A 21404-nucleotide genomic window follows, 5' to 3' on the forward strand; every position below is an offset into this window, starting at 1 on the left:
GGCGGCTCACCTGGCGATTTGGGTTGATGTGCGTGGTTTGGCGGGTGGTGGTCACGTGGGGGTGTCGGGGGGCTCTGAGAGACTGGGCGCACGATGACTGAGAGAGCACCTGCCGTGGGCCGTGCCCGGGCCGAGATCGATCTGGCCGCTCTGCGGGCCAATGTGCGATCCCTGCGCGATCGTGCGCCGGGGGCCGCCTTCATGGCTGTGGTCAAGGCTGATGCCTACGGCCACGGCATGATCCCCTGCGCGCGCGCCGCGCGGGAGGCCGGCGCCACCTGGATCGGTACGGCCACGCCCGAGGAGGCCCTCGCGGTGCGCGCCGCGGGCATCGAGGGGCGCGTCATGTGCTGGCTCTGGACGCCCGGCGGGCCCTGGCGCGAGGGCATCGAGGCCGATCTCGACATGTCCGTGAGCGGCATGTGGGCTCTGGACGAGGTCGTCGCAGCCGCTCGGGTGGTCGGGCGCGCCGCGCGTATCCAGTTGAAGGCCGACACGGGGCTCGGACGCAATGGGTGCCTGCCCGGTGACTGGCCCGAGCTTGTGCGTTCCGCCGTGGCCGCGGAGCGCGAGGGGCTCGTCGTCGTCACGGGGCTCTGGTCCCACTTCGCCTGTGCCGACGAGCCGGGGCATCCGTCGATCGCCGCTCAGCTGGAGCGTTTTCGCGAGATGGTCTCCTTCGCGGAGGCGGCCGGGGTCCGGCCCGAGGTCCGGCACATCGCCAACTCGCCGGGGACCCTGACTCTGCCCGAGACCCATTTCGACCTGGTGCGGCCCGGCATCGCCATGTACGGGATCTCCCCCAGCCCCGAGATCGGCACGCCCGAGGACTTCGGGCTGCGGCCCGTCATGACCCTGTCCGCCTCGCTCGCCCTGGTGAAGCACGCCCCGGGCGGGCTCGGCGTCAGTTACGGGCATCACTACGTCACCCCGGGCGAGACCACCCTGGGGCTCGTGCCCCTCGGGTACGGGGACGGGATCCCCCGGCATGCCTCGGGGGCCGGGCCCGTACTCATCGGGGGCAAGCTGCGTACCGTCGCCGGGCGCGTCGCCATGGACCAGTTCGTCGTCGATCTCGGCGGCGACGAGCCGGCGGCCGGGGACGAGGCCGTGCTGTTCGGGCCCGGCGACCGGGGCGAGCCGACCGCCGAGGACTGGGCGCAGGCCGCCGGCACCATCGCGTACGAGATCGTCACCCGGATCGGGGCGCGTGTTCCGCGCGTCTATGTGGACGACGGAGGAGCGGCACGTGAGTGAGAGCAGCGCCGAGGTCACGGCGGCCGTCGCGAGCTGGCGGCGGGCCGGGTTGGCCGGCGCCGCGATAGGTGTCGTCGCGGCCGGCGCCGCGGCCGGTGTCGCCGTGGAGCGGCTCACCGTCGGCCGCGGCATGCGCAGAAAGGCGCGGCTCGCGCTGGATGCCTCCGGCCCCTACGGGTCTTTGCGTGGCACCCCCGGCAAGGCCCGTGCCGAGGACGGCACCGAGCTCTACTACGAGGTCGAGGAAGTGGAGGCCGAGGGCGGCGCAGGTCCTCGCAAGCGTCGCCTCTTCGGCCGTAAGGCCCCGGCGCCGGTCACCGTGGTCTTCAGTCACGGGTACTGCCTCAATCAGGACTCCTGGCATTTCCAGCGTGCCGCCCTGCGGGGCGTGGTGCGCTCCGTCTACTGGGATCAGCGCAGCCACGGGCGGTCCGGGCGCGGGGTGGGGCAGGGCGACGGCGGCCCCGGAGTCACCATCGACCAGCTCGGGCACGATCTGAAGGCCGTCATCGACGCCGCCGCCCCCGAGGGGCCGCTCGTCCTCGTCGGGCACTCCATGGGCGGCATGACCGTGATGGCGTTCGCCGACCAGTTTCCCGAGGTCGTGGCCGAGCGCGTCGTCGGCGTCGCCCTCGTCGGGACCTCCTCCGGCAAGCTCGGCGAGGTCAGCTACGGGCTGCCCGTGGCCGGCGTCAACGCCGTGCGGCGCGTGCTCCCCGGCATCCTGAAGATCCTGGGCCAGCGCGCCGACCTCGTGGAGAGGGGGCGCCGGGCGACCGCCGACCTGTTCGCCGGCATCATCAAGCGCTACTCGTTCGCCTCACGTGACGTCGATCCCGCCGTCGCCCGCTTCGCCGAGCGGATGATCGAGAGCACGCCGATCGACGTCGTCGCCGAGTTCTACCCCGCCTTCCAGGAACACGAGAAGAGCGAGGCCCTCGAGCGGTTCGCCCGGCTGCCCGTCCTCGTGCTGGCCGGCGACCAGGATCTCGTCACCCCCAGTGAGCACAGCGAGGCCATCGCCGGGCTGCTCCCCGACGCCGAGCTGGTGCTCGTGCCCGACGCCGGGCACCTGGTGATGCTGGAGCACCCCGAGGCCGTCACCGACCGGCTGGCCGACCTTCTCTCGCGCACGGGAGCCGTTCCCGCAGGGGCTACCGTGGGAAGTTATGGAGACACCGCACAGCCCGGCAGCTGACGCCGCCATCGCCTCGATCACCGTCAACTCGCCCACCCGTATGGGGGATCTGGGCCGCCGCCTCGCCAAGCTGCTCCGCCCGGGCGACCTGGTCATGCTCACCGGCGAGCTGGGCGCGGGCAAGACCACGCTGACCCGCGGGCTCGGCGAGGGGCTCGGTGTACGGGGCGCCGTGACCTCTCCGACCTTCGTCATCGCCCGCGTCCACCCGCCCCTCGGCGACGGGCCCGCCCTGGTGCACGTGGACGCGTACCGGCTCGGCGGTGGGCTCGACGAGATGGAGGACCTCGACCTCGACGTCTCGCTGCCCGACTCCGTGGTCGTCGTCGAGTGGGGCGACGGCAAGGTGGAGGACCTCGCCGACGACCGGCTCCATGTGGTGATCCACCGCGCCACGGGCGACACGGACGACGAGGTGCGTTCCGTGACGTTGCGTGGCCTCGGGGCGCGCTGGGCCGGCGCCGGCCTGGAGGCTCTGGCCGCCTGACTCTCGTACCTTCACCCGAACGTTCCGACATGGCGTCGGCAAAATGTTGCGCGGCGTGCGCTCGGCATGGTCACATGGAGGTCAGTCCTGGTTAGGTCTACCTAACTTTGCTGCCCCGGAGCCCCAGGAGGCATCCATGTCGGCTTCAGAACGTGACGTGCCGCAGCAGCCCCGCGTGATGCCGGGGCACGGGGACATGTCCGGGATCGCCGCCTCGGGGCTGTCCATGAGCGATCTGCTCGCGTCCTGTGCCGCCGCCTCGGCCGTGTCCACCCCGCCTGCCGTCGAGGAGGGGGAGGGGGACACCGAAGGCGCACGTGCCCGTGCCGGTGAGGGGCGTCGCGACGCCGCGTGAGGGTGTGCGCGGCGCGTGTTCGAAGGACGGGTTCTACTGGACCACGACGATCTTCTTGCCGATCGTCGCGAAGTCCCACATCGCGTCGCCGTCCGCCCGCTTCTCGCGGATGCCGCCCGTCTTCTTGGCCGGGTCCGGCTCCGGCATCGAGCCGTCGACCGCCGCGCTGAAGCCGATCGTGATGCCGTCGACGTTCGCGAACCGCACCACGTGCTCGATCGGAACGCCGTCGCTTCCGGTGATCGAAGCCGAGCGCGACGTCACCACGTACTTGCCGACCGGCGGGTCCACCGTGCTCGGCGTCACCTTGAAGGTGCGCTGCGTCGTGCCACCGTCCGCGACCAGCCACACCCGGTCGTCGTCCACGGAGTAGACGACCCGCTCGCCGGTGCCGGACTTCGCGGGTACCGCGTTCAGGTTCTTCTTGTCCTTGGGGGAGTGGGAGGCGGCCGTGGAGGGGGTCTTCCCGGCCGTCGACGGGGCCAGGCTGTCCGGCGCGCTGGCCGACGCCTGGTAGGCGAGGAAGCCGACCACGGCGAGCGCCGCCGCGGTGAGCCCGGCCACGAATCCCGAGCTGCTCCGTGCCACCTGTGTGCCCACCTCTCGTGCCCGTACGTCTTTGGGGTGACGGTAGCAGCAGGCGTGCGGGTCACCGGGGCGGCCGTGGGCGGGGCGCCGGAGCCGTAGGCTGTTTGCGTGCTGTTGCTCGCGCTGGATACCGCCACCCCCGCCGTCACCGTCGCCCTGCACGACGGCTCGTCCGTCGTCGCCGCATCGAGCCAGGTGGACGCCCGCCGCCACGGGGAGCTGCTGCTGCCCGCCGTCGACCGGGTGCTCGCCGAGGCCGGCGTCAGACTCGACGCCGTCACCGGCATCGTCGTCGGCGTGGGCCCCGGCCCCTACACCGGCCTCCGCGTCGGCCTGATGACCGCCGACACCTTCGGGCTCGCTCTCGGCGTGCCCGTCCACGGTCTGTGCACGCTGGACGGACTCGCCTACGCCGCGGAGGTCGACGGCCCCTTCGTCGTCGCCACGGACGCGCGGCGCAAGGAGGTCTACTGGGCGCGCTACGAGGACGCGCGCACCCGTGTCACCGAGCCCGCCGTCGACCGCCCCGCCGACATCGCCGAGCAGGTCGCGGGTCTTCCCGCGGTCGGCGCCGGCGCCGTGCTGTACCCGGACGCGTTCCCGGACGCGCGCACCCCCGAGAACGTGTCGGCGGCCGCCCTCGCCGCCCTCGCCGCCGAGAAGCTCGGCGCCGGCGAGGAGCTCCAGGCGCCGCGCCCCCTGTATCTGCGGCGGCCCGACGCGCAGGTGCCCAAGAACTACAAGGTGGTCACTCCGAAGTGAGCGCTGTGCTGCGCGAGATGCGCTGGTGGGACATCGACTCCGTGCACGCGCTCGAGAAGGATCTCTTCCCGGACGACGCGTGGTCCCGCGGCATGTTCTGGTCCGAGCTCGCGCACGCGCGCGGCGCCGGGTCGACCCGCCGCTATGTCGTCGCCCACGACGGCGACCGGCTCGTCGGGTACGCGGGCCTCGCCGCGTCCGGCACGGACTACGAAGGCGGCTCCGGCGTGGGGGCCGACGTGCAGACCATCGCCGTCGTGCGTGACCAGTGGGGCACGGGGCTCGGCGCCCGGCTCCTCACCGTCCTGCTGCGCCATGCGACCGACCTCGAGTGCTCCGAGGTGACGCTCGAGGTGCGGGTCGACAACACCCGGGCGCAGAAGCTCTACCAGCGCTTCGGCTTCGAGCCCATCGGCTTCCGCCGCGGCTACTACCAGCCGGGCAACGTGGACGCGCTCGTGATGCGTCTGACCGACCCCTCGACCTCAGTGACACCCGTACAAGGAACCGAAAATGGCTGACGAACCGCTCGTCCTCGGCATCGAGACCTCCTGCGACGAGACCGGTGTCGGCATCGTCCGCGGCCACACGCTGCTCGCCGACGCGGTCGCCTCCAGCGTCGACGAGCACGCCCGCTTCGGCGGTGTCGTCCCCGAGGTCGCCTCGCGCGCACACCTGGAAGCCATGGTGCCGACCATCCAGCGCGCCCTGAAGGACGCCGGGGTCGCCGCCTCCGACCTGGACGGGATCTCCGTCACCGCGGGCCCGGGGCTCGCGGGCGCGCTCCTCGTGGGCGTCTCGGCGGCCAAGGCGTACGCGTACGCGCTCGGCAAGCCGCTCTACGGCGTGAACCACCTCGCCTCGCACATCTGCGTCGACCAGCTGGAGCACGGGCCGTTGCCCGAGCCCACGATGGCGCTGCTCGTCTCGGGCGGGCACTCGTCGCTGCTGCTCTCCTCCGACATCACCTCCGATGTGCGCCCCCTCGGCGCGACCATCGACGACGCGGCGGGCGAGGCCTTCGACAAGATCGCCCGGGTGCTGAACCTCGGCTTCCCCGGCGGTCCCGTCATCGACCGGTACGCGAAGGAGGGCGACCCCGGCGCGATCACCTTCCCGCGCGGGCTGACCGGGCCGCGCGACCCCGCGTACGACTTCTCCTTCTCCGGACTGAAGACGTCCGTGGCGCGCTGGATCGAGGCGAAGCGGGCCGCCGGTGAGGACGTTCCGGTGCGGGACGTGTCGGCGTCCTTCCAGGAGGCCGTCGTCGACGTGCTGACCCGCAAGGCCGTGCGCGCCTGCAAGGACGAGGGTGTCGACCACCTCATGATCGGCGGCGGTGTGGCCGCCAACTCGCGGCTGCGGGCCCTCGCCCAGGAGCGGTGCGAGGCGGCCGGGATCCGGCTGCGCGTGCCGCGGCCCAAGTTGTGCACGGACAACGGCGCGATGGTCGCGGCCCTCGGCGCCGAGATGGTGGCGCGCAACCGGTCCGCGTCCGCCTGGGACCTGTCGGCCGACTCGTCGCTGCCGGTGACGGAGACGCACGTGCCGGGGCACACGCACGACCACGACCACGCGCACGAGGCCGCGAAGGACAACCTGTACTCATGACCGTCGCGTTGATGTGGGAGGCCCGGGCGGCCGAGGGGCGGGGCGAGGAGTTGCTCGCCTGGGCGCGGGGGCAGGTCCTCGCGGCGGAGCCTCTGCGGCGGGAGTTCTTCCGTGCCCCGCAGGACCGAGTGCTCGTCATCACCTGGTGGGACGCGTCGTACGGCGCCGAACTGCCCGAACTGCCTGAGCCGGAGGGTGAGTTGGTGACCCGGACGGTGCATCGGTGGCGGTTCGAGGCGGTCGCGCCCGCCTGAGGAGGCGTCGTCCGGAGACGTGAGAACCGTCTGAGATTCCCGAATAACGGCGCCCGACTGGTTTACCGTTGTAATAATTCCGACTTATGTTCGCCCTGTGAAGCGAATACAGCGCCGTCGTGGGCGTTTGGTGAAGACGGCAGGTGTCGTGGCCGGTTGCGTGCTCGTCCTCACCGGGGGCGGGGCCGCGTGGGCGTACTGGCATCTGGACCACAACATCCGGGGCGTCGACATCGACAGCGCGCTCGGCGACGACCGGCCCCCGAAGCCGGCCCCGGCCACGCCGGAGCCCTCGGCGACCGCGCCGCCCGCCGGGGCGCTGAACATCCTCGTCCTCGGCTCCGACTCGCGCAGCGGCAGCAAGAACTCCGCGCTCGGCGGCGGCCACAGCGAAGGCGCCCGCTCCGACACCGCGATGGTGGTGCACCTGGACGCCGACCGTTCGGCGGCGACCGTCGTCAGCATCCCCCGCGACACCCTCGTCGAGCGGCCCGCGTGCCCGGCCTCGTCCGGCGGCAGCACGCAGGCCGCGTACGGCGTCATGTTCAACAGCGCGTACTCCGTGGGCGGTCCCGTCTGCGCGGTGAAGGCGGTCGAGAAGCTCACCGGCGTGCGCATGGACCACTATCTGGAGATCGACTTCTCCGGCTTCGCCTCGGTCGTCGACGCGCTCGGCGGCGTGGACCTCACCACGACCGAGGACATCCACGACGACCTGAGCCACCTCCAGCTCGACGCGGGCCACCACCACCTCGACGGCAAGCAGGCCCTCGCCTTCGCCCGCACCCGCCACGGCGTCGGTGACGGCAGCGACCTCGGGCGCATCAAACTCCAGCAGCAACTGGTGAAGGCTCTGGTCGAGGAGGTCTCGGGCAGCGATCTCCTGTCGGACCCGGCCCGCCTCTACAAGGTCGCCGACGCCCTCACGGAAAGCCTCACGACGGACACCGGGCTCGACTCGCTCGGTGAACTCCAGAGCCTGGCGGGCAGCCTGAAGGGGCTGTCGGCCGACGAGGTGAAGACAGTGATGATGCCGGTGCTCCCGGCGCCGTCCGACCCCAACCGTGTCGTCGCCGACGAGCCGGAGGCCGGGAAGCTGTGGGCCTCGCTGCGATGACGCGTCAGGTGCCGTACGTCAACGGGTAGCGCCGGAAGAGGAGTTGACGCACCTGGCTGCCGGGGAGGAGCCGGTTGACACGGGGCGTGTAGGTGGCATGCGGAGGAAAGTCATTCCCTTCCGGTCACCCGCGCCGCTACAGTGACGCAGCTGTCGTACAGGAACGTGAGGTTTCCGTTCCGTGTCGGGGAGACGAACGACGGCCTTTCGGACACTCTTGTGGGGGCACATGAAGATTCGCAGATGCCGCGTGCTCGCGGCATTGGGCACCACCGTCGCTCTGGCGGCGGGCATGGCGGCGCCGGGGGCGGCCGCCGCCGAGCCGGTCACGTGGCAGGCCACGGACGGCACGCTGATGTTCCTCAACGGCGCGCTGAACGTGCTGCAGACGCACGAGCTCGGCACCAGCACCTACACCGACTTCCTCGCCGGCGCGGCGCAGCCCGCGTGGTCGCCGGACGGCAGCCGGGTCGCGTACGTGAAGGACGGCAGGGTCGAGACGCGCCGCTACACGGGCTCCACCCTGGTGAAGATTCCTGAGCACGACAGCTCGGTGCGCGGCGTCGCCCACCCGACGTTCCTGTACGGCGGCGGCACCGTCGTCTACTCGGGCGATGGCCGGCTGCGCTACGCACCGTCCGACGGCTCCGGCTATGCGCAGCCGCTGTTCTCCACGACGGAGGACGGCTGCGACCGCGCGCCGAGCGCCTCGGTGAACGGCCTGATCGCCTTCGTCCGTACGGGCGACACCTGTGGCACGACGACCGGTTCGGCGATCTGGCTGTACGACGCGGGCACCGGCGGCTTCACCAAGCTCACCGACGTCGGCCAGGACCCCGCGATCTCGCCCGACGGCACGCAGGTCGCCTTCGTGCGGGAAGCGGGCGGGCTGACCAGGCTCTTCGTCATCGGCGTCGACGGTACGGGCGAGCGCCAGCTCACCTTCAGCGACGCCGCCTACACCCCGTCCTGGTCGCCGAGCGGCACGCGCATCGCGTTCAACAACGGCTACGACGAAGACGCGTCGGCGACCCGCATCGTCGATGTGAAGAGCGGCGACGTCACGACGATGCCGAACCCCTCCAGCACCTCGTCCACCACGGACATCGCCTGGCAGCCCCTGCGCCACAACGACACCATGCGGGTCTGGGGCGCCGACTCGCCGGGCACCAACGCCGCCGTGTCCCGCTGGAGCTGGAACAGCGTCGGACAGGGCGAGCCCGGCCTCGTCGACGCCAGGACAGCCGTGCTGGTCAGCCAGGACAGCCCGTCCTACGCGCTCACGGCCCAGTCGCTCGGCGGCCAGAAGCAGGGCCCGGTCCTGATGACGCCGAAGTCGTCGCTGTCGACCGCGGTCCAGAGCGAACTGAAGCGCACGCTCAAGCCCGGCTCGACCGTCTATCTCGTCGGCGGCACGGACATCCTCTCCAGCGCGGTCGCCACCAAGGTCACCTCGCTCGGCTTCACCCCGAAGCGGCTGGCGGGCACCTCGCGCTACTCGACGTCGGTGGCCGTGGCGAAGGCGGTCACCGGCGCGCCCAAGTACGTGTTCCTCGCCACCGGAACGGACTACCACTCGGCGATCGCGGCCTCGGTGGCGGCGGGCGCGCTCGGTTACGGGGGCAAGGGCACCGTCGTCCTCAACGACGGCAACTCTCTGACGTCCTCAGTGAACTCGTACCTCAACTCGCTCGACCCGGACACGACCATGGTCATCCCGGTCGGCGCCTCGGCGAAGTACGCGCTCACGCACACCGCGTTCTCCCACTGGCCCGACCGCTGGTCGTACTACCCGGTCTCGGGCAGCGGCCACGACGGAACCTCGGTGGCGCTGGCCAGGTTCTGGTGGTCCTCGCCGCACCAGGTGGGTCTCGCCTGGACGGACAGCTGGCGTGGCGGGATCTCCGCGGCCACCGGGCAGCTCTGGTACGGGCCCGTGCTGTGGACCGACGAGACGACTCTGACGGACGCGGACGCGGCCTATCTGCGTTCTCAGGCCGCCGGTCTCCAGCACGTCATCGCGTACGGCGGCACCGGTTCGGTGTCGGCATCCGAACTCGCGGCGGCCGGTTCCGCGGTCAGCGCGAGAAGCTCGCTCGTGGACTACCTCCCGTACTACAAGGGGGTGGCTCCGGCGGGAACGGCGACGACGCGGCAGTCCGAGCGGCCGGCAGCCTCCGTGGCGCCGCAGCCGCAGCCGCAGGCCCGCTCGCTGAAGACCACCGTCGAGTAGGCATCACAGCAGGTCGGGGGCCCCGGGCGGACACATCCGCCCGGGGCCCCCGGCCTGCCGGAGAAAACTCCCGAAGAAAATCCGGCGAGCGCGTCGATTCGCCGGTCTTCCGTTCGACGCGTAAGTGAGAGCGGGGAGAACCCCCGACCGCACCGAACGAGGAGTCACCATGCCGCGCTACATGACGCTGGTCCGTATCGACGAGAGCAAGGCCCCCGCCGAGGGCCCCAGCGAGGCCCTGATGCAGCGCATGGGCGAGCTGATCGAGGAGATGACCAAGGCCGGCGTGCTGCTCGACACCGCGGGCCTGCACCCGTCGTCCGAGGGCACCCGCGTGCACTACGAGAACGGCGAGATCACCGTCACCGACGGGCCGTTCACCGAGTCCAAGGAGGTCATCGGCGGCTACGCGATCATCCAGGCCAAGGACCGGGCCGAGATCCTGGAGTGGACCAAGCGCTTCCTGAAGGTGCACGAGGAGCACTGGACGGTCACCTCCGAGATCCGGGAGATCGCTGAGGGCTGAGCCACGCCGGACAGGACCTTGGTCGCCGTACGGCCGGGGGTGTCTGATGGTGGGCCGTGACAGCAGAACGTACTGCCGAAGCGGCCCACGCCATCGAGACCGTCTTCCGTCTGGAGGCGCCCCGCATCATCGCGGGCGTCACGCGCATCGTCCGGGACGTGGGCATGGCCGAGGAACTGGCGCAGGACGCGCTCGTCGCCGCCCTGGAGCAGTGGCCGGACGAGGGGATCCCCGACAACCCCGGCGCGTGGCTCATGGCCACCGCCAAGCACCGGGCGATCGACCTCGTGCGCCGCAAGGAGCGGTACGCGCGCAAGCTGGCGGAGGTCGGCCGTGAGCTGGAGGCCGCGCCGCCCCACCTGGACGAGCCCACCGACCCGGACGACATCGACGACGACCTGCTCCGCCTCGTCTTCACGGCCTGCCACCCGGTCCTGTCCGCCGAGGCCCGGGTCGCTCTCACGCTGCGGCTTCTCGGCGGCCTGACCACCGCCGAGATCGCCCGCGCGGTCCTGGCCCCCGAGTCGACGGTCGCCCAGCGCATCGTGCGCGCGAAACGCACCCTCGCCAAGAAGAACGTCGCCTTCGAAGTGCCCTACGGCCCCGAGCGGGCGGCCCGCCTCGGCTCGGTCCTCGAGGTCATCTACCTCATCTTCAACGAGGGGTACGCGGCCACGGCCGGCGACGACTATCTGCGCCCCGGCCTGTGCGAGGACGCGCTGCGGCTCGCCCGGCTCCTGGCCGGCCTGATGCCGAAGGAGCCCGAAGTGCACGGTCTGGCCGCGCTGTTGGAGCTCCAGGCCTCGCGCTCGGCCGCCCGCACGGGCCCGTCGGGCGAGCCGGTTCTCCTCAAGGACCAGGACCGTACGCGCTGGAACCAGCTCCTGATCCGGCGCGGGTTCGCGGCGCTCGGCCGCGCGGAGGCGGTGTCCACCGGCGGCGGCCCCGGCCCGTACGCCCTCCAGGCCGCGATCGCCGCCAGTCACGCGCACGCCCACACGTACGCGGAGACGAACTGGAAGGGGATCGCGACGCTGTACGGGCTGCTCGCCGCCCGGGCGCCCTCCCCCGTCGTCGAGCTGAACCGGGCGGTGGCGGTGTCCATGGACGAGGGGCCAGCGGCCGGTCTGGCCCTGGTGGACGCCCTGGCCGGTGAACCGGCGCTGCGCGACTACCACTTGCTGCCGAGCGTGCGCGGAGACCTGCTCGAGCGGCTCGGGCGGCGCGAGGAGGCACGGGCCGAGTTCGAGCGGGCCGGTTCGCTGACCCGTAATGAGCGGGAGCGGGAGTTGCTGCTGGCCCGTGCGCAGGCGTGAGGGTAGGGCGTTTCGTGTGGATCAGGCCGGGCTCGCGGGTGCCGGCACCCGCGCCTCGCGGCGTTGTCCTCCATTGCCGGCGCTCCGCGTGGGCTCCTTCCTCCGCCTTGCGACGCACCGGGTCGGAACCCGCTCCCCGGTCCGGCCTGATCCACACGAAACGCCCTGGGGCGCCTCGTTCTCCGGCGAGGGTGGGGCTGTTGCCGCTCAGGAGTCGGCGTCGCCTCCGGTGTCCGGCTGCGCGGGCGCCCCCAGCAGCATCGTCGGGGCGCCCGCGACGCGGGTCAGGAAGACCGTCACGGCGTTCGGGCCGTGCCGCTTCGGCAGCGCCTTGCGGCGCAGCTCCTCCGGTTCCACGGCCGACCCCCGCTTCTTCACCGTCAGGATCCCGACCTCGCGCTCCCGCAGCAGCGCCTTCAACTTCTTCACGTTGAACGGGAGCCGGTCCGTGATCTCGTACGCGGTGGCGTACGGCGTCGCCCGCAGCGTGTCGGACGTGACGTAGGCGATCGTCTCGTCGATCAGCCCGCCGGCCACCTCCTCGGCCACCTCGGCGACCAGGTGGGCGCGGATGACGGCGCCGTCGGGCTCGTACAAGTACCGTCCCACGGACCGCACTTCGGGATCCGGGAGGCCCCGGCCGGTGAGTGCGCGCGGCCCGGGGAGCAGCGTCGCCCGCATGCGGCCCGGCTCGGTGCCGAACCAGAGCACGGCCTCCTTCACGTCCCCGCCGTCCGAGATCCACTCGGCGTCGGCCGCGTCGGGGATCGCCTCGTGGGGGATGCCGGGCGCGATCTTCAGGGCCGCGTGCGGGGCCCCGAGCGCCGCGCCGACCGCCCAGGACAGGGGCGGGGAGTACGCCTCCGGATCGAAGATCCGGCCGCCCCCCTTGCCGCCGCCCCGGCGGGCGGGGTCGACGAACACCGCGTCGTACGGCTCCGTGTCGACCTCGGTGACATCGGCCTCGCGGACCTCGATCAGCCCGTCGAGGTCCAGGGCCCGAGCGTTCGCGCGGGCGACCTCGCAGGTCAGGGGGTCACGGTCGACGGCGAGTACGGAGATCCCGGCGCGGGCCAGCGCGATCGCGTCGCCGCCGATTCCGCAGCACAGATCGGCGACGGAGCGCACCCCGAGCGCCTTGAACTCCTGCGCGCGACGGGTGGCGACGCTCGTGCGGGTCGCCTGCTCGACGCCGTTCGCCGTGAAGTACATGCGGCGCGCGTCCGCCTCGCCGAACTTCGCCGCGGCCCGCTGCCGCAGCCGGGCCTGCGCGATGGCCGCCGAGACGAGGTCCGCCGGGTGGTCGCGGCGCAGCCGGGTGGCGACGGCGAGCTCCTGGCCGGGGGTGATGTCCCGTACGTCGTCGAGGAGCGCCTGGCCCTCCGCGGAGAGCAGCGAGCTGAAGGAGGCGAGGTCGTTCACCAGGCCCATTGTGGGCCAGTCGGTGGACGGTGCGCGCCCGGCCGCGGTGTCGGGCCCTGATCGGCGCTGTGAGCTGCGAGGATCCGGCGCCATGCGACTTGTACGACAAAACGACAAAAGAGCGGTGAAAGGGATGTCGGGTCGGGGGACCCGTCACGCCCGTACGCGGGCCGTTCTCGCCGTTCTCGCCGCCTGCGCGGTCGCCTCCGGGTGCGCCGCGGTCGACAGCACGAAGGCCGTCGAGCCCGCGCCCGGCCAGCAGCCCCTCCATGCGCCGCCCGCCGGCGCCCTCGACTCCCACGCGGGCACGATGCGTGCCGCCCGGGTCGCGATGGCCAAGAAGTGGCGCCTGTCGGAGCCGCCGCTCCTCGCGCCGCCCGCGCCCGCCCAGAAGCCCGTGATCAGGGCCCGTAAGGGCTTCGAGGTCGACGGCCAGGAGGATCTGCCGCCCGTCTTCACGACCGTGCCGACCAAGGACAAGGTCGTGTTCCTCACCATCGACGACGGCTCCGAGAAGGACCCGGCCTTCCTGCAGATGATGAGCGACCTGAAGATCCCGTACACCGCCTTCCTCAGCAACTACCTGGTGAAGGACGACTACGGCTACTTCGGGAAGATGAGGGCCCGCGGCGTCACGCTGAACAACCACACGCTGACGCACCCGTATCTGCCCGGCCTGTCCTACGCGGGGCAGAAGCGCGAGATCTGCGGCATGCAGAACATCATGCAGAGGCAGTACGGCGAGCGGCCCGTCCTCTTCCGCCCGCCGTACGGCAACTACAACCGGGACACGCTGCGCGCCGCCAGGTCCTGTGGCATCAAGTACGTGCCGATCTGGAACGAAGAGGTGTACGTCGACCACGTCGAGTGGCGCGAGGTGGACCGGGACCTGCACCCCGGCGACATCATCCTGACCCACTTCCGGGGCCGCGGGGAATGGAAGGGCAGCATGACCGACATGGTCCGCCTGCTCATGAAGTACGTGACCGGCAAGGGGTACGCGGTGGCCAGGCTGGAGGACTACCTGTGATGTCCGTGCGGGCGCGACGGGCCCCCGCGCGCACCGGGCCCCGGCGGCTGCTCGCCGCCGCCCTGGCCGCCGGTGTCCTCGCACCCGCGCTGCTCGCCGGGTGCGCCCAGTCCGTGGACCCGATCGAGCGACTCAGCCGGAAGGCGGCCGAGAAGGTCCGCCACTCGCAGGACGCGGCGCCGACGGCCACACCGGCCGTCGGTCCGGGGGGTGTGCCGTGGGGCGCACGCGGGGCCGGGAGGACCGGTGCGGGCGGGCCGGTGCACTTCGCGCCCCTGCACGCCCCCACGCGTCACGGCACGACCGCGCGTGACGGCCGCGCCCCGGACGCCTACCGCCGCTGGGGACTCTCCGCGCCGCTCGCCCCGGCGCCGAGACCCCCGGCGCGCCACGCGTCCACAGCGGGGGCGGGCCCCCACGCGCTCCCGCCCGTCGTGGACCACGTCCGCACCAAGGACCGCGTCGTCTTCCTGACCTTCGACGACGGCGTGGACCGCGACCCTCGTTTCGCCGACATGGTCGGAGACCTGCGGCTGCCCGTCAGCATCTTCCTCACGGACGGCGTCGCCGGCCCCGGCCACGACCACCTCGGCAGACTGCGGGCCCTCGGCGCGGTCGTGCAGAACCAGACCCTGAACCACCACTTCCTGCCCTCGCTCCCGTACGCCGAGCAGCACGCCGAGATCTGCGGCCAGCAGGACCGGCTGAAGAACCGCTTCGGCACCCGCCCCCGCCTCCTGCGCCCGCCGTTCGGTGAGTACGACCAGAACACCCTGCGCGCCGCCGCCACTTGCGGGGTCGACGCCGTGGTCCTGTGGCGCGCCTCGGTGGGGAGCGGCGACACGCGGTACGCGGACAAGGGCCGACTGCGTCCCGGCGACATCGTCCGGGCCCAGTTCCGTGACGGCGACGACCCGCGCGGGACGACGCTCACCGGGGCGACGACGCGGCTGCTACGCCGCATCCAGGCCCAGGGGTTCACGGTGGGGAGGCTGGAGGACTACCTGTGAAGGACGGGCCGCAGGGGCCGTGCGGAAGACTCGCCCTCAGTGAATTGGCACTCCGCTTGACCGAGTGCTAATCGCGGTCATAGTCTCGGCCCTGGCACTCCCCACTGGAGAGTGCCAATAGCGACGGGCAGGTCCGGCACCCGCGACGACGGATCCACCTGGTCGCCACCTCAGACAGTCAACCCCGTGATCTCCGAAGGGGGAGGTCGGATCGTGACGACCACCAGCTCCAAGGTTGCCATCAAGCCGCTCGAGGACCGCATTGTGGTCCAGCCGCTCGACGCCGAGCAGACCACCGCCTCTGGCCTGGTCATCCCGGACACCGCGAAGGAGAAGCCCCAGGAGGGCGTCGTCCTCGCCGTGGGCCCCGGGCGCTTCGAGAACGGCGAGCGTCTGCCGCTCGACGTGCAGACCGGCGACATCGTGCTGTACAGCAAGTACGGCGGCACCGAGGTGAAGTACAACGGCGAGGAGTACCTCGTCCTCTCGGCTCGCGACGTGCTCGCGATCGTCGAGAAGTAATTCACCCACTGTTTTAGTTCTGCGCCCCTGGCACCCCGCTACTCAGCTGCGACTTCTCTCAGCATGCCGGGCGTCGGGGGCGCAGTTCGTTCGAGAGGACTAACAGCTCCATGGCGAAGATCCTGAAGTTCGACGAGGACGCCCGTCGCGCCCTCGAGCGCGGCGTCAACAAGCTTGCCGACACGGTCAAGGTGACGATCGGCCCCAAGGGCCGCAACGTCGTCATCGACAAGAAGTTCGGCGCTCCCACCATCACCAACGACGGTGTCACGATCGCCCGCGAGGTCGAGGTCGACGACCCGTACGAGAACCTCGGTGCCCAGCTGGTGAAGGAGGTGGCGACCAAGACCAACGACATCGCGGGTGACGGCACCACCACCGCCACCGTGCTCGCCCAGGCCCTCGTCAAGGAAGGCCTGCGCAACGTCGCCGCCGGCGCCTCCCCGGCCGCCCTGAAGAAGGGCATCGACGCCGCGGTCAAGGCCGTGTCCGAGGAGCTCCTCGCGACCGCCCGTCCGATCGAGGACAAGGCCGACATCGCCGCCGTCGCCGGTCTGTCCGCCCAGGACTCGCAGGTCGGCGAGCTCATCGCCGAGGCGATGGACAAGGTCGGCAAGGACGGTGTCATCACCGTCGAGGAGTCCAACACCTTCGGTCTGGAGCTGGACTTCACCGAGGGCATGGCGTTCGACAAGGGCTACCTGTCTCCGTACTTCGTGACGGACCAGGAGCGCATGGAGGCCGTGCTCGAGGACCCGTACATCCTGATCAACCAGGGCAAGATCTCCTCCATCCAGGACATGCTGCCGCTGCTCGAGAAGGTCATCCAGGCCGGTGGCTCCAAGCCGCTCCTGATCATCGCCGAGGACGTCGAGGGCGAGGCCCTGTCGACCCTGGTCGTGAACAAGATCCGCGGCACGTTCAACGCCGTCGCCGTCAAGGCGCCCGGCTTCGGTGACCGCCGCAAGGCGATGCTCGGCGACATGGCCACCCTCACCGGTGCCACCGTCATCGCCGAGGAGGTCGGCCTCAAGCTCGACCAGGCCGGTCTGGACGTGCTCGGCACCGCCCGCCGCGTGACCATCACCAAGGACGACACCACGATCGTCGACGGTGGCGGCAACAAGGCCGACGTCGAGGGCCGCGTCAACCAGATCAAGGCCGAGATCGAGAACACGGACTCCGACTGGGACCGCGAGAAGCTCCAGGAGCGCCTCGCGAAGCTCGCCGGCGGCGTGTGCGTGATCAAGGTCGGCGCCGCCACCGAGGTGGAGCTCAAGGAGAAGAAGCACCGTCTGGAGGACGCCATCTCCGCGACCCGCGCCGCGGTCGAGGAGGGCATCGTCTCCGGTGGTGGCTCCGCTCTGGTGCACGCCGTCAAGGTCCTCGAGGGCAACCTCGACAAGACCGGCGACGAGGCCACCGGTGTCGCGGTCGTGCGCCGCGCCGCCGTCGAGCCGCTGCGCTGGATCGCCGAGAACGCCGGCCTCGAGGGCTACGTCATCACCTCGAAGGTCGCCGAGCTCGACAAGGGCCAGGGCTTCAACGCCGCGACCGGCGAGTACGGCGACCTGGTCAAGGCCGGCGTCATCGACCCGGTCAAGGTCACCCGCTCCGCCCTGGAGAACGCCGCGTCCATCGCTTCGCTGCTGCTCACGACCGAGACCCTGGTCGTCGAGAAGCCGGCGGAGGAGGAGCCCGAGGCCGCCGGCCACGGGCACGGCCACTCCCACTAGTGCGCTGAGCCGCCGGTCGGCCGGTTCGACCGGCGTCTGTCGTACGAGGCCCGGTTCCGCGTTCTTCGCGGGGCCGGGCCTCGGCGCGTGCGGCGCCGGGTCAGGACTCGAGAGGTCAGGCCCCACGGGCCAGGACTCGCGCGGTCAGGACTCGAGCTGATCGAGCGCGCCGAGCTGGGCCATCAGCCCCAGCCGGTCCTCCTGCCACCAGCCCTCGACGATCTTCCCGTCCTCCTGGAACCGGAAGATGGTCGAACCGGTCATCGTGACCTGCTTGCCCGTCGCCGGAATGCCCATGAAGTCGCCGTTGTGGTCGCCCTTGAAGGTCCACCGCGTGCATACGCGGTCGCCTTCGGTGATCTGGTCGTCGATGGTGAAGTCGATGTCGAACCCTCTGCGGTACATCTCGATCTCCCGCCGCATCGCGTCGAGACCGATGGTGTCCGTCACGTTGCCGGGGTCGTGGTCGTGGTAGTCCTCCGCGAGCAGGCCGTTGAGCGGCGGCAGTTCACCGTCGGTGGCGACCGTCTCGAAGAACCTGCGCGCGTTGCCCGCGTACAACTGCTCGTCCCGCACCACCTCGAGGTCGGTGAAGGTGGGCATCTCGTCGCAGAGGGCGACCATCTCCCGGAAGATCGTGTCGGTCTCCGGAAGGTTCGAGTTCCGCATCGCTTCCTCGTACGAGGGGAACTCCACGATCTCGATGAAGTGCGACGCGTCGGACCGGTCCTTGCCGACGACGCTGTGCGTCGCGGTCCGCTTCCCCTTGGTCCGCTCCGCCCATGTGTCCATGAGCTGGTTCATCTCGTCGAATCGGCTGGTCTTGCAGTCGATCAGTTGCACGAACGTCATGACGCCACCTTCCGGCCCCCCTGCGTGCGGTCCGGACAGCTCCATCCTCCCACCGCCGTGTAACGACCCTGGCGGGAGCGGGAGCGGGAGCGGGAGCGGGTGGGTCGGGCTCTGACGGGACCGGGTCCGGGACCGAGGCGCCCCGCGGGACCCGGCCCCGGACCCGGCTTCGGCCCCGTCGCGTCCTACTGCGGCCCGTACTTGCGCCCCGTCTTCGCCGTGACGCCGCCGAGCAGCCCGCGAGGCGCCAGCTTCACCACGCCCATCAGCGTCTTGTACCGCGGATCCGGGATGGACAGCGACTTGCCGCGCGCCAGATCGGCGAGTGCCGCCGCCACCAGCTTGTCGGCGTCGAGCCACATCCACTTGGGGATGTTGTCGGTGCCCATGTCGGCCCGCTGGTGGAACTCCGTACGGACGAAGCCCGGGCAGAGAGCCATCAGCCGCACACCGCTGCCGGCCAGGTCCCGCGCCGCGCCCTGCGTGAACTGCACGACCCACGCCTTCGACGCGCCGTACGTCCCGCGCGGCACGAACGCCGCCACCGACGCCACGTTCACCACGCCGCCCCTGCCGCGCTCACGCATCGGCGCCACCGCGGCGGACGTGAGCCGCAGGACCGCCTCACAGTGCACCTTGAGCATGGTCAACTCGTCGGCGAGCGGGACCTCCAGGTACTGGCCCTTGTTGCCGAAGCCCGCGTTGTTGATCAGCAGGTCCACCGGACGCTTGCGGTCGGTCAGCCGTGCCTCGACCGCGCCGATGCCCTCGTCGGTGGCGAGGTCCGCCGTGAGTACCTCGGCCTCGATGCCGTGCCGGTCGTGGAGCTCGGTGGCCTGCTCCCGCAGCCGCTTGGTGTCACGCGCCACCAGGACGAGGTCGTGGCCGTCCGCGGCGAGCCGGCGCGCGAACGCGGCACCGATCCCCGAGGTGGATCCCGTAATCAGAGCGGTAGTCATGGGGCAAGGCTAGTGACCGCCGTGGGCATGACCACGCGCGGGAGTCCCCGCGCGTTGACTCTTTTCCACGACCGCGAACTGCCCCGTCACGCCGCTGTCCTCGCGGGAGAGCGGACGGCGGCGGACATGTGCGGAGTGTCCGGAAGGAGCACCCACGCGCCGCCTGTTGACGTTCGGATATCTCCAACTTGCCCGTATCTGCGGCGAATTCAGCTATCTGTGGAGGGCTTCCCCCGATGGGGTGGGGGTGGGTCGGGCGGGAACTCGACGCGCGTTCGACGCGTGTCCGGCCTCAAGCGCCTTCTCCGCACGGCCGGTTCGGCCGTCACCGGCGTGGCGCTCGCGACCGGTCCCTTGACCGGCGCGCGGACCAGTTCCGCAACCGTCACGCAGGCCGGTTCCGCGACTGCCACGCAGGCCGGTTCCGCGACCGCCACGCGGACCGAGGCGTTGGCGCCGCGCGCCCGAGCCCGCCACCGTCGCGCGGCCCGGAAGTGCTTCCGCCGCTACGCCGCGTCGCCGCCGCCGTGCTTCGCCACGTACGTACGAGCCGCTTCGACCGCCTCGGGGGCGAGTGCGTCCGCCGCGACGAGCAATCGCGGGAGCAGGTCCCGGTCGGTCGTGACGGCCCGGAACTGGAAGGCGACGGTCACCTCGTGGTCGGGCCGGTGCACGATCTCGATGGTGTCGCCCGCCCGGATCGCGCCCGGCTCGATCACGCGCAGATACGCGCCGGGCGCGGCTCGCGCGGTGAAGCGCTTGACCCACCCCTTCTCGCCGAGGTGGCCCTGGAACGTGCGGCAGGGGATCCGGCCGGAGGCGACCTCGAGGATCAGGTCGGAGCCGACGCGCCAGCGCTCGCCGATCTTCGCGCCCGTCACGTCGACACCCTCGGTGGTGAGGTTCTCGCCGAACGAGCCGTTGCGCAGAACGTGGCCGAGCGTGCCCTGCCATTCGTCGAGGTCCTCGCGGGCGAAGGCGTAGACCGCCTGGTCGTCGCCGCCGTGATGGCGCATGTCGCACACGGCGTCCCCTTCGAGACCGCTGGCGCCGACCCCCTTGGGCCCGGGCGCCGCCACCCGGACGGGGCCCGGCACCGGCCGCTTGTCGATGCCGGTCACGCCCTCGGCCTGGTCGGTGTGCTCGCTGGCCTCGGGGCGACCCACATTCAGAGACAGAAGCTTCATGAGGGCACGCTAAGCGACGCGACGCCAAAGCGTCGACGCATTAATTCCCGTTGCACCCAAGGCTCCCTTATGCTTGAGGAATGATCGAGGCCCGTCATCTCCGTGTCCTGCGCGCCGTGGCCGCCACCGGTTCCTTCTCGGCGGCCGCCCGCGAACTCGGCTGCACCCAGCCCGCGGTCAGCCAGCAGATGAAGGCTCTCGAATCCTCCGCGGGCACCCCGCTCCTCATCCGCACGGGCCGCGAGATGCGACTCACTCAGGCGGGTGAAGCTCTGGTGCGACACGCGGCGGGCATCCTGGCCGGGCTGACCGCGGCGGAGGAAGAGGTCGCCGCCATCGCGGGCCTGCGCGCAGGCCGGGTCCGGCTCGTCTCGTTCCCCAGTGGCAGCTCCACGCTCGTCCCCACGGCGCTGGCCGCCCTGCGCGCCGCGCACCCCGGCACCCGTGTCTCCCTGGTGGAGGCGGAACCGCCGCGCTCGGTCGAGATGCTGCGTGAGGGCGACTGCGATGTGGCCCTGGCCTTCCGCTACGAAGGGGCGCAGGCCGCGGAGGACTGGGACGACCTCGTCGTGCGACCGCTGCTGGCCGACCGGCTTGTCGGCCTCGTCCCTGAGGGGCACCGGCTGGCCAAGTCGGACGCGCTCTCCATCGGTGAGCTGGCCGACGAGCCCTGGATCGCGGGCTGCCCGCGCTGTCGCCGGCAGCTGGTGGAGGTCTGCGAGGGTGCGGGATTCACTCCGCGCATCGACTTCGCGACCGATGACTATCCGGCGGTGATCGGCCTGGTCGGCGCAGGCCTCGGTGTGGCGGTCCTGCCGGAGCTCGCCATCGAATCCGTACGCCCCAAGGGCGCACGCACAGTGACGGTGGAGCCGGCTGTGCAGCGCGAGATCGTCGCCCTCACACTGCCCGACCTGGCCCAGGTGCCGGCCGTGGCAGCCATGCTCGACCATCTGACGCGGGCCGCGGCCCGCTGATCGGG

Annotated in this window: 22 protein-coding genes; 17 read left to right on the forward strand and 5 right to left on the reverse strand. The window is 71.4% G+C overall.

Annotated elements, in window-relative coordinates:
• The first annotated feature begins 93 nt into the window (after positions 1 to 93).
• The 4 genes from alr (at position 94) to ACFC96_RS21420 (ending at position 3297) form a co-directional block, all read left to right on the forward strand.
• A complete protein-coding gene (alr, locus tag ACFC96_RS21405) occupies positions 94 to 1257 on the forward strand; it encodes an alanine racemase (protein ID WP_376260143.1) in 1164 nt (387 codons plus the stop codon).
• Positions 1250 to 2455 (forward strand): alpha/beta fold hydrolase, encoded by a 1206-nt coding sequence (locus tag ACFC96_RS21410; RefSeq protein WP_376260141.1) that lies wholly within the window; start codon positions 1250 to 1252, stop codon positions 2453 to 2455. The genes alr and ACFC96_RS21410 overlap by 8 nt, the downstream gene beginning before the upstream one ends.
• Positions 2427 to 2942, forward strand: coding sequence for a tRNA (adenosine(37)-N6)-threonylcarbamoyltransferase complex ATPase subunit type 1 TsaE (tsaE, locus tag ACFC96_RS21415; RefSeq protein ID WP_376260139.1), 516 nt, complete (start codon positions 2427 to 2429; stop codon positions 2940 to 2942). Before ACFC96_RS21410 ends, tsaE begins: the two co-directional genes overlap by 29 nt.
• 136 nt (positions 2943 to 3078) lie before the next feature.
• Positions 3079 to 3297, forward strand: coding sequence for a hypothetical protein (locus ACFC96_RS21420; protein WP_376260137.1), 219 nt, complete (start codon positions 3079 to 3081; stop codon positions 3295 to 3297).
• Between the two features lie 33 nt (positions 3298 to 3330).
• Here ACFC96_RS21420 and ACFC96_RS21425 read toward each other — a convergent pair whose 3' ends face one another.
• Positions 3331 to 3885 (reverse strand): hypothetical protein, encoded by a 555-nt coding sequence (locus ACFC96_RS21425; protein ID WP_376613594.1) that lies wholly within the window; start codon positions 3883 to 3885, stop codon positions 3331 to 3333.
• 108 nt (positions 3886 to 3993) lie between these two features.
• Here ACFC96_RS21425 and tsaB point away from each other — a divergent pair, with 108 nt between their 5' ends.
• The 8 genes from tsaB to ACFC96_RS21465 all read left to right on the forward strand — a co-directional run bounded on the left by tsaB (position 3994) and on the right by ACFC96_RS21465 (position 11704).
• Entirely contained in the window at positions 3994 to 4647 is a 654-nt protein-coding gene (gene tsaB, locus ACFC96_RS21430; RefSeq protein ID WP_376260133.1) for a tRNA (adenosine(37)-N6)-threonylcarbamoyltransferase complex dimerization subunit type 1 TsaB, read from the forward strand.
• 17 nt (positions 4648 to 4664) lie between these two features.
• Positions 4665 to 5168, forward strand: coding sequence for a ribosomal protein S18-alanine N-acetyltransferase (gene rimI, locus ACFC96_RS21435; RefSeq protein WP_227300514.1), 504 nt, complete (start codon positions 4665 to 4667; stop codon positions 5166 to 5168).
• Positions 5161 to 6258 (forward strand): tRNA (adenosine(37)-N6)-threonylcarbamoyltransferase complex transferase subunit TsaD, encoded by a 1098-nt coding sequence (gene tsaD, locus ACFC96_RS21440; protein WP_376260132.1) that lies wholly within the window; start codon positions 5161 to 5163, stop codon positions 6256 to 6258. Before rimI ends, tsaD begins: the two co-directional genes overlap by 8 nt.
• Positions 6255 to 6512 (forward strand): hypothetical protein, encoded by a 258-nt coding sequence (locus tag ACFC96_RS21445; protein WP_376613596.1) that lies wholly within the window; start codon positions 6255 to 6257, stop codon positions 6510 to 6512. Before tsaD ends, ACFC96_RS21445 begins: the two co-directional genes overlap by 4 nt.
• A 130-nt stretch (positions 6513 to 6642) precedes the next feature.
• The gene (locus tag ACFC96_RS21450; RefSeq protein ID WP_376613742.1) at positions 6643 to 7629 is read left to right on the forward strand and encodes an LCP family protein; all 987 of its coding nucleotides are present in this window, start codon (positions 6643 to 6645) and stop codon (positions 7627 to 7629) included.
• Positions 7630 to 7858: 229 nt separating this feature from the next.
• On the forward strand, positions 7859 to 9862 hold the full coding sequence (locus tag ACFC96_RS21455; protein WP_376227247.1) for a cell wall-binding repeat-containing protein: 2004 nt from the start codon (positions 7859 to 7861) through the stop codon (positions 9860 to 9862).
• Positions 9863 to 10031: 169 nt separating this feature from the next.
• Positions 10032 to 10388 carry a YciI family protein gene (locus ACFC96_RS21460; protein WP_376613598.1) on the forward strand — a complete coding sequence of 119 codons (357 nt, stop codon included), beginning with the start codon at positions 10032 to 10034 and terminating at the stop codon, positions 10386 to 10388.
• Positions 10389 to 10444: 56 nt separating this feature from the next.
• Positions 10445 to 11704 (forward strand): RNA polymerase sigma factor, encoded by a 1260-nt coding sequence (locus tag ACFC96_RS21465; protein ID WP_376613600.1) that lies wholly within the window; start codon positions 10445 to 10447, stop codon positions 11702 to 11704.
• A gap of 207 nt (positions 11705 to 11911) precedes the next feature.
• On the opposite strand, the gene ACFC96_RS21470 is transcribed toward ACFC96_RS21465, so the two are convergent.
• Entirely contained in the window at positions 11912 to 13135 is a 1224-nt protein-coding gene (locus ACFC96_RS21470; protein WP_376260123.1) for a methyltransferase domain-containing protein, read from the reverse strand.
• Between the two features lie 82 nt (positions 13136 to 13217).
• Here ACFC96_RS21470 and ACFC96_RS21475 point away from each other — a divergent pair, with 82 nt between their 5' ends.
• From ACFC96_RS21475 to groL, 4 genes are all read left to right on the forward strand, one after another.
• Complete coding sequence (locus ACFC96_RS21475) at positions 13218 to 14156, forward strand: polysaccharide deacetylase family protein (protein ID WP_376613602.1); 939 nt, start codon at positions 13218 to 13220, stop codon at positions 14154 to 14156.
• Positions 14156 to 15166: a polysaccharide deacetylase family protein gene (locus tag ACFC96_RS21480; protein WP_376260119.1), complete on the forward strand. Its 1011-nt coding sequence runs from the start codon at positions 14156 to 14158 to the stop codon at positions 15164 to 15166. The genes ACFC96_RS21475 and ACFC96_RS21480 overlap by 1 nt, the downstream gene beginning before the upstream one ends.
• Before the next feature lie 213 nt (positions 15167 to 15379).
• A complete protein-coding gene (gene groES / locus ACFC96_RS21485) occupies positions 15380 to 15688 on the forward strand; it encodes a co-chaperone GroES (protein ID WP_073810087.1) in 309 nt (102 codons plus the stop codon).
• A gap of 110 nt (positions 15689 to 15798) precedes the next feature.
• A complete protein-coding gene (gene groL, locus ACFC96_RS21490) occupies positions 15799 to 17424 on the forward strand; it encodes a chaperonin GroEL (RefSeq protein WP_376260117.1) in 1626 nt (541 codons plus the stop codon).
• A gap of 144 nt (positions 17425 to 17568) precedes the next feature.
• Here groL and ACFC96_RS21495 read toward each other — a convergent pair whose 3' ends face one another.
• The 3 genes from ACFC96_RS21495 to ACFC96_RS21505 all read right to left on the reverse strand — a co-directional run bounded on the left by ACFC96_RS21495 (position 17569) and on the right by ACFC96_RS21505 (position 20422).
• Complete coding sequence (locus tag ACFC96_RS21495; RefSeq protein ID WP_376260115.1) at positions 17569 to 18276, reverse strand: ester cyclase; 708 nt, start codon at positions 18274 to 18276, stop codon at positions 17569 to 17571.
• Between the two features lie 185 nt (positions 18277 to 18461).
• Entirely contained in the window at positions 18462 to 19235 is a 774-nt protein-coding gene (locus ACFC96_RS21500) for an SDR family NAD(P)-dependent oxidoreductase (protein ID WP_376260114.1), read from the reverse strand.
• A gap of 506 nt (positions 19236 to 19741) precedes the next feature.
• Complete coding sequence (locus ACFC96_RS21505; protein ID WP_376260112.1) at positions 19742 to 20422, reverse strand: MOSC domain-containing protein; 681 nt, start codon at positions 20420 to 20422, stop codon at positions 19742 to 19744.
• Positions 20423 to 20502: 80 nt separating this feature from the next.
• On the opposite strand from ACFC96_RS21505, the gene ACFC96_RS21510 reads away from it, so the two are divergent.
• Positions 20503 to 21399 (forward strand): LysR family transcriptional regulator, encoded by an 897-nt coding sequence (locus tag ACFC96_RS21510; protein ID WP_376260110.1) that lies wholly within the window; start codon positions 20503 to 20505, stop codon positions 21397 to 21399.
• Positions 21400 to 21404: the final 5 nt, after the last annotated feature.

Source organism: Streptomyces sp. NPDC055955, assembly GCF_042270245.1.
In the GTDB taxonomy this organism is placed as follows: Bacteria; Actinomycetota; Actinomycetes; order Streptomycetales; family Streptomycetaceae; genus Streptomyces.

Coding starts and splice junctions, on each gene's coding strand:
- alr (WP_376260143.1), top strand. CDS start 94: ATGACTGAGAGAGCACCTGCCGTGGGCCGTGCCCGGGCCGAGATCGAT.
- tsaE (WP_376260139.1), top strand. CDS start 2,427: ATGGAGACACCGCACAGCCCGGCAGCTGACGCCGCCATCGCCTCGATC.
- ACFC96_RS21420 (WP_376260137.1), top strand. CDS start 3,079: ATGTCGGCTTCAGAACGTGACGTGCCGCAGCAGCCCCGCGTGATGCCG.
- rimI (WP_227300514.1), top strand. CDS start 4,665: ATGCGCTGGTGGGACATCGACTCCGTGCACGCGCTCGAGAAGGATCTC.
- tsaD (WP_376260132.1), top strand. CDS start 5,161: ATGGCTGACGAACCGCTCGTCCTCGGCATCGAGACCTCCTGCGACGAG.
- ACFC96_RS21445 (WP_376613596.1), top strand. CDS start 6,255: ATGACCGTCGCGTTGATGTGGGAGGCCCGGGCGGCCGAGGGGCGGGGC.
- ACFC96_RS21455 (WP_376227247.1), top strand. CDS start 7,859: ATGAAGATTCGCAGATGCCGCGTGCTCGCGGCATTGGGCACCACCGTC.
- ACFC96_RS21460 (WP_376613598.1), top strand. CDS start 10,032: ATGCCGCGCTACATGACGCTGGTCCGTATCGACGAGAGCAAGGCCCCC.
- ACFC96_RS21470 (WP_376260123.1), bottom strand. CDS start 13,135: ATGGGCCTGGTGAACGACCTCGCCTCCTTCAGCTCGCTGCTCTCCGCG.
- ACFC96_RS21475 (WP_376613602.1), top strand. CDS start 13,218: ATGCGACTTGTACGACAAAACGACAAAAGAGCGGTGAAAGGGATGTCG.
- ACFC96_RS21480 (WP_376260119.1), top strand. CDS start 14,156: ATGTCCGTGCGGGCGCGACGGGCCCCCGCGCGCACCGGGCCCCGGCGG.
- groL (WP_376260117.1), top strand. CDS start 15,799: ATGGCGAAGATCCTGAAGTTCGACGAGGACGCCCGTCGCGCCCTCGAG.
- ACFC96_RS21495 (WP_376260115.1), bottom strand. CDS start 18,276: ATGACGTTCGTGCAACTGATCGACTGCAAGACCAGCCGATTCGACGAG.
- ACFC96_RS21500 (WP_376260114.1), bottom strand. CDS start 19,235: ATGACTACCGCTCTGATTACGGGATCCACCTCGGGGATCGGTGCCGCG.
- ACFC96_RS21505 (WP_376260112.1), bottom strand. CDS start 20,422: ATGAAGCTTCTGTCTCTGAATGTGGGTCGCCCCGAGGCCAGCGAGCAC.
- ACFC96_RS21510 (WP_376260110.1), top strand. CDS start 20,503: ATGATCGAGGCCCGTCATCTCCGTGTCCTGCGCGCCGTGGCCGCCACC.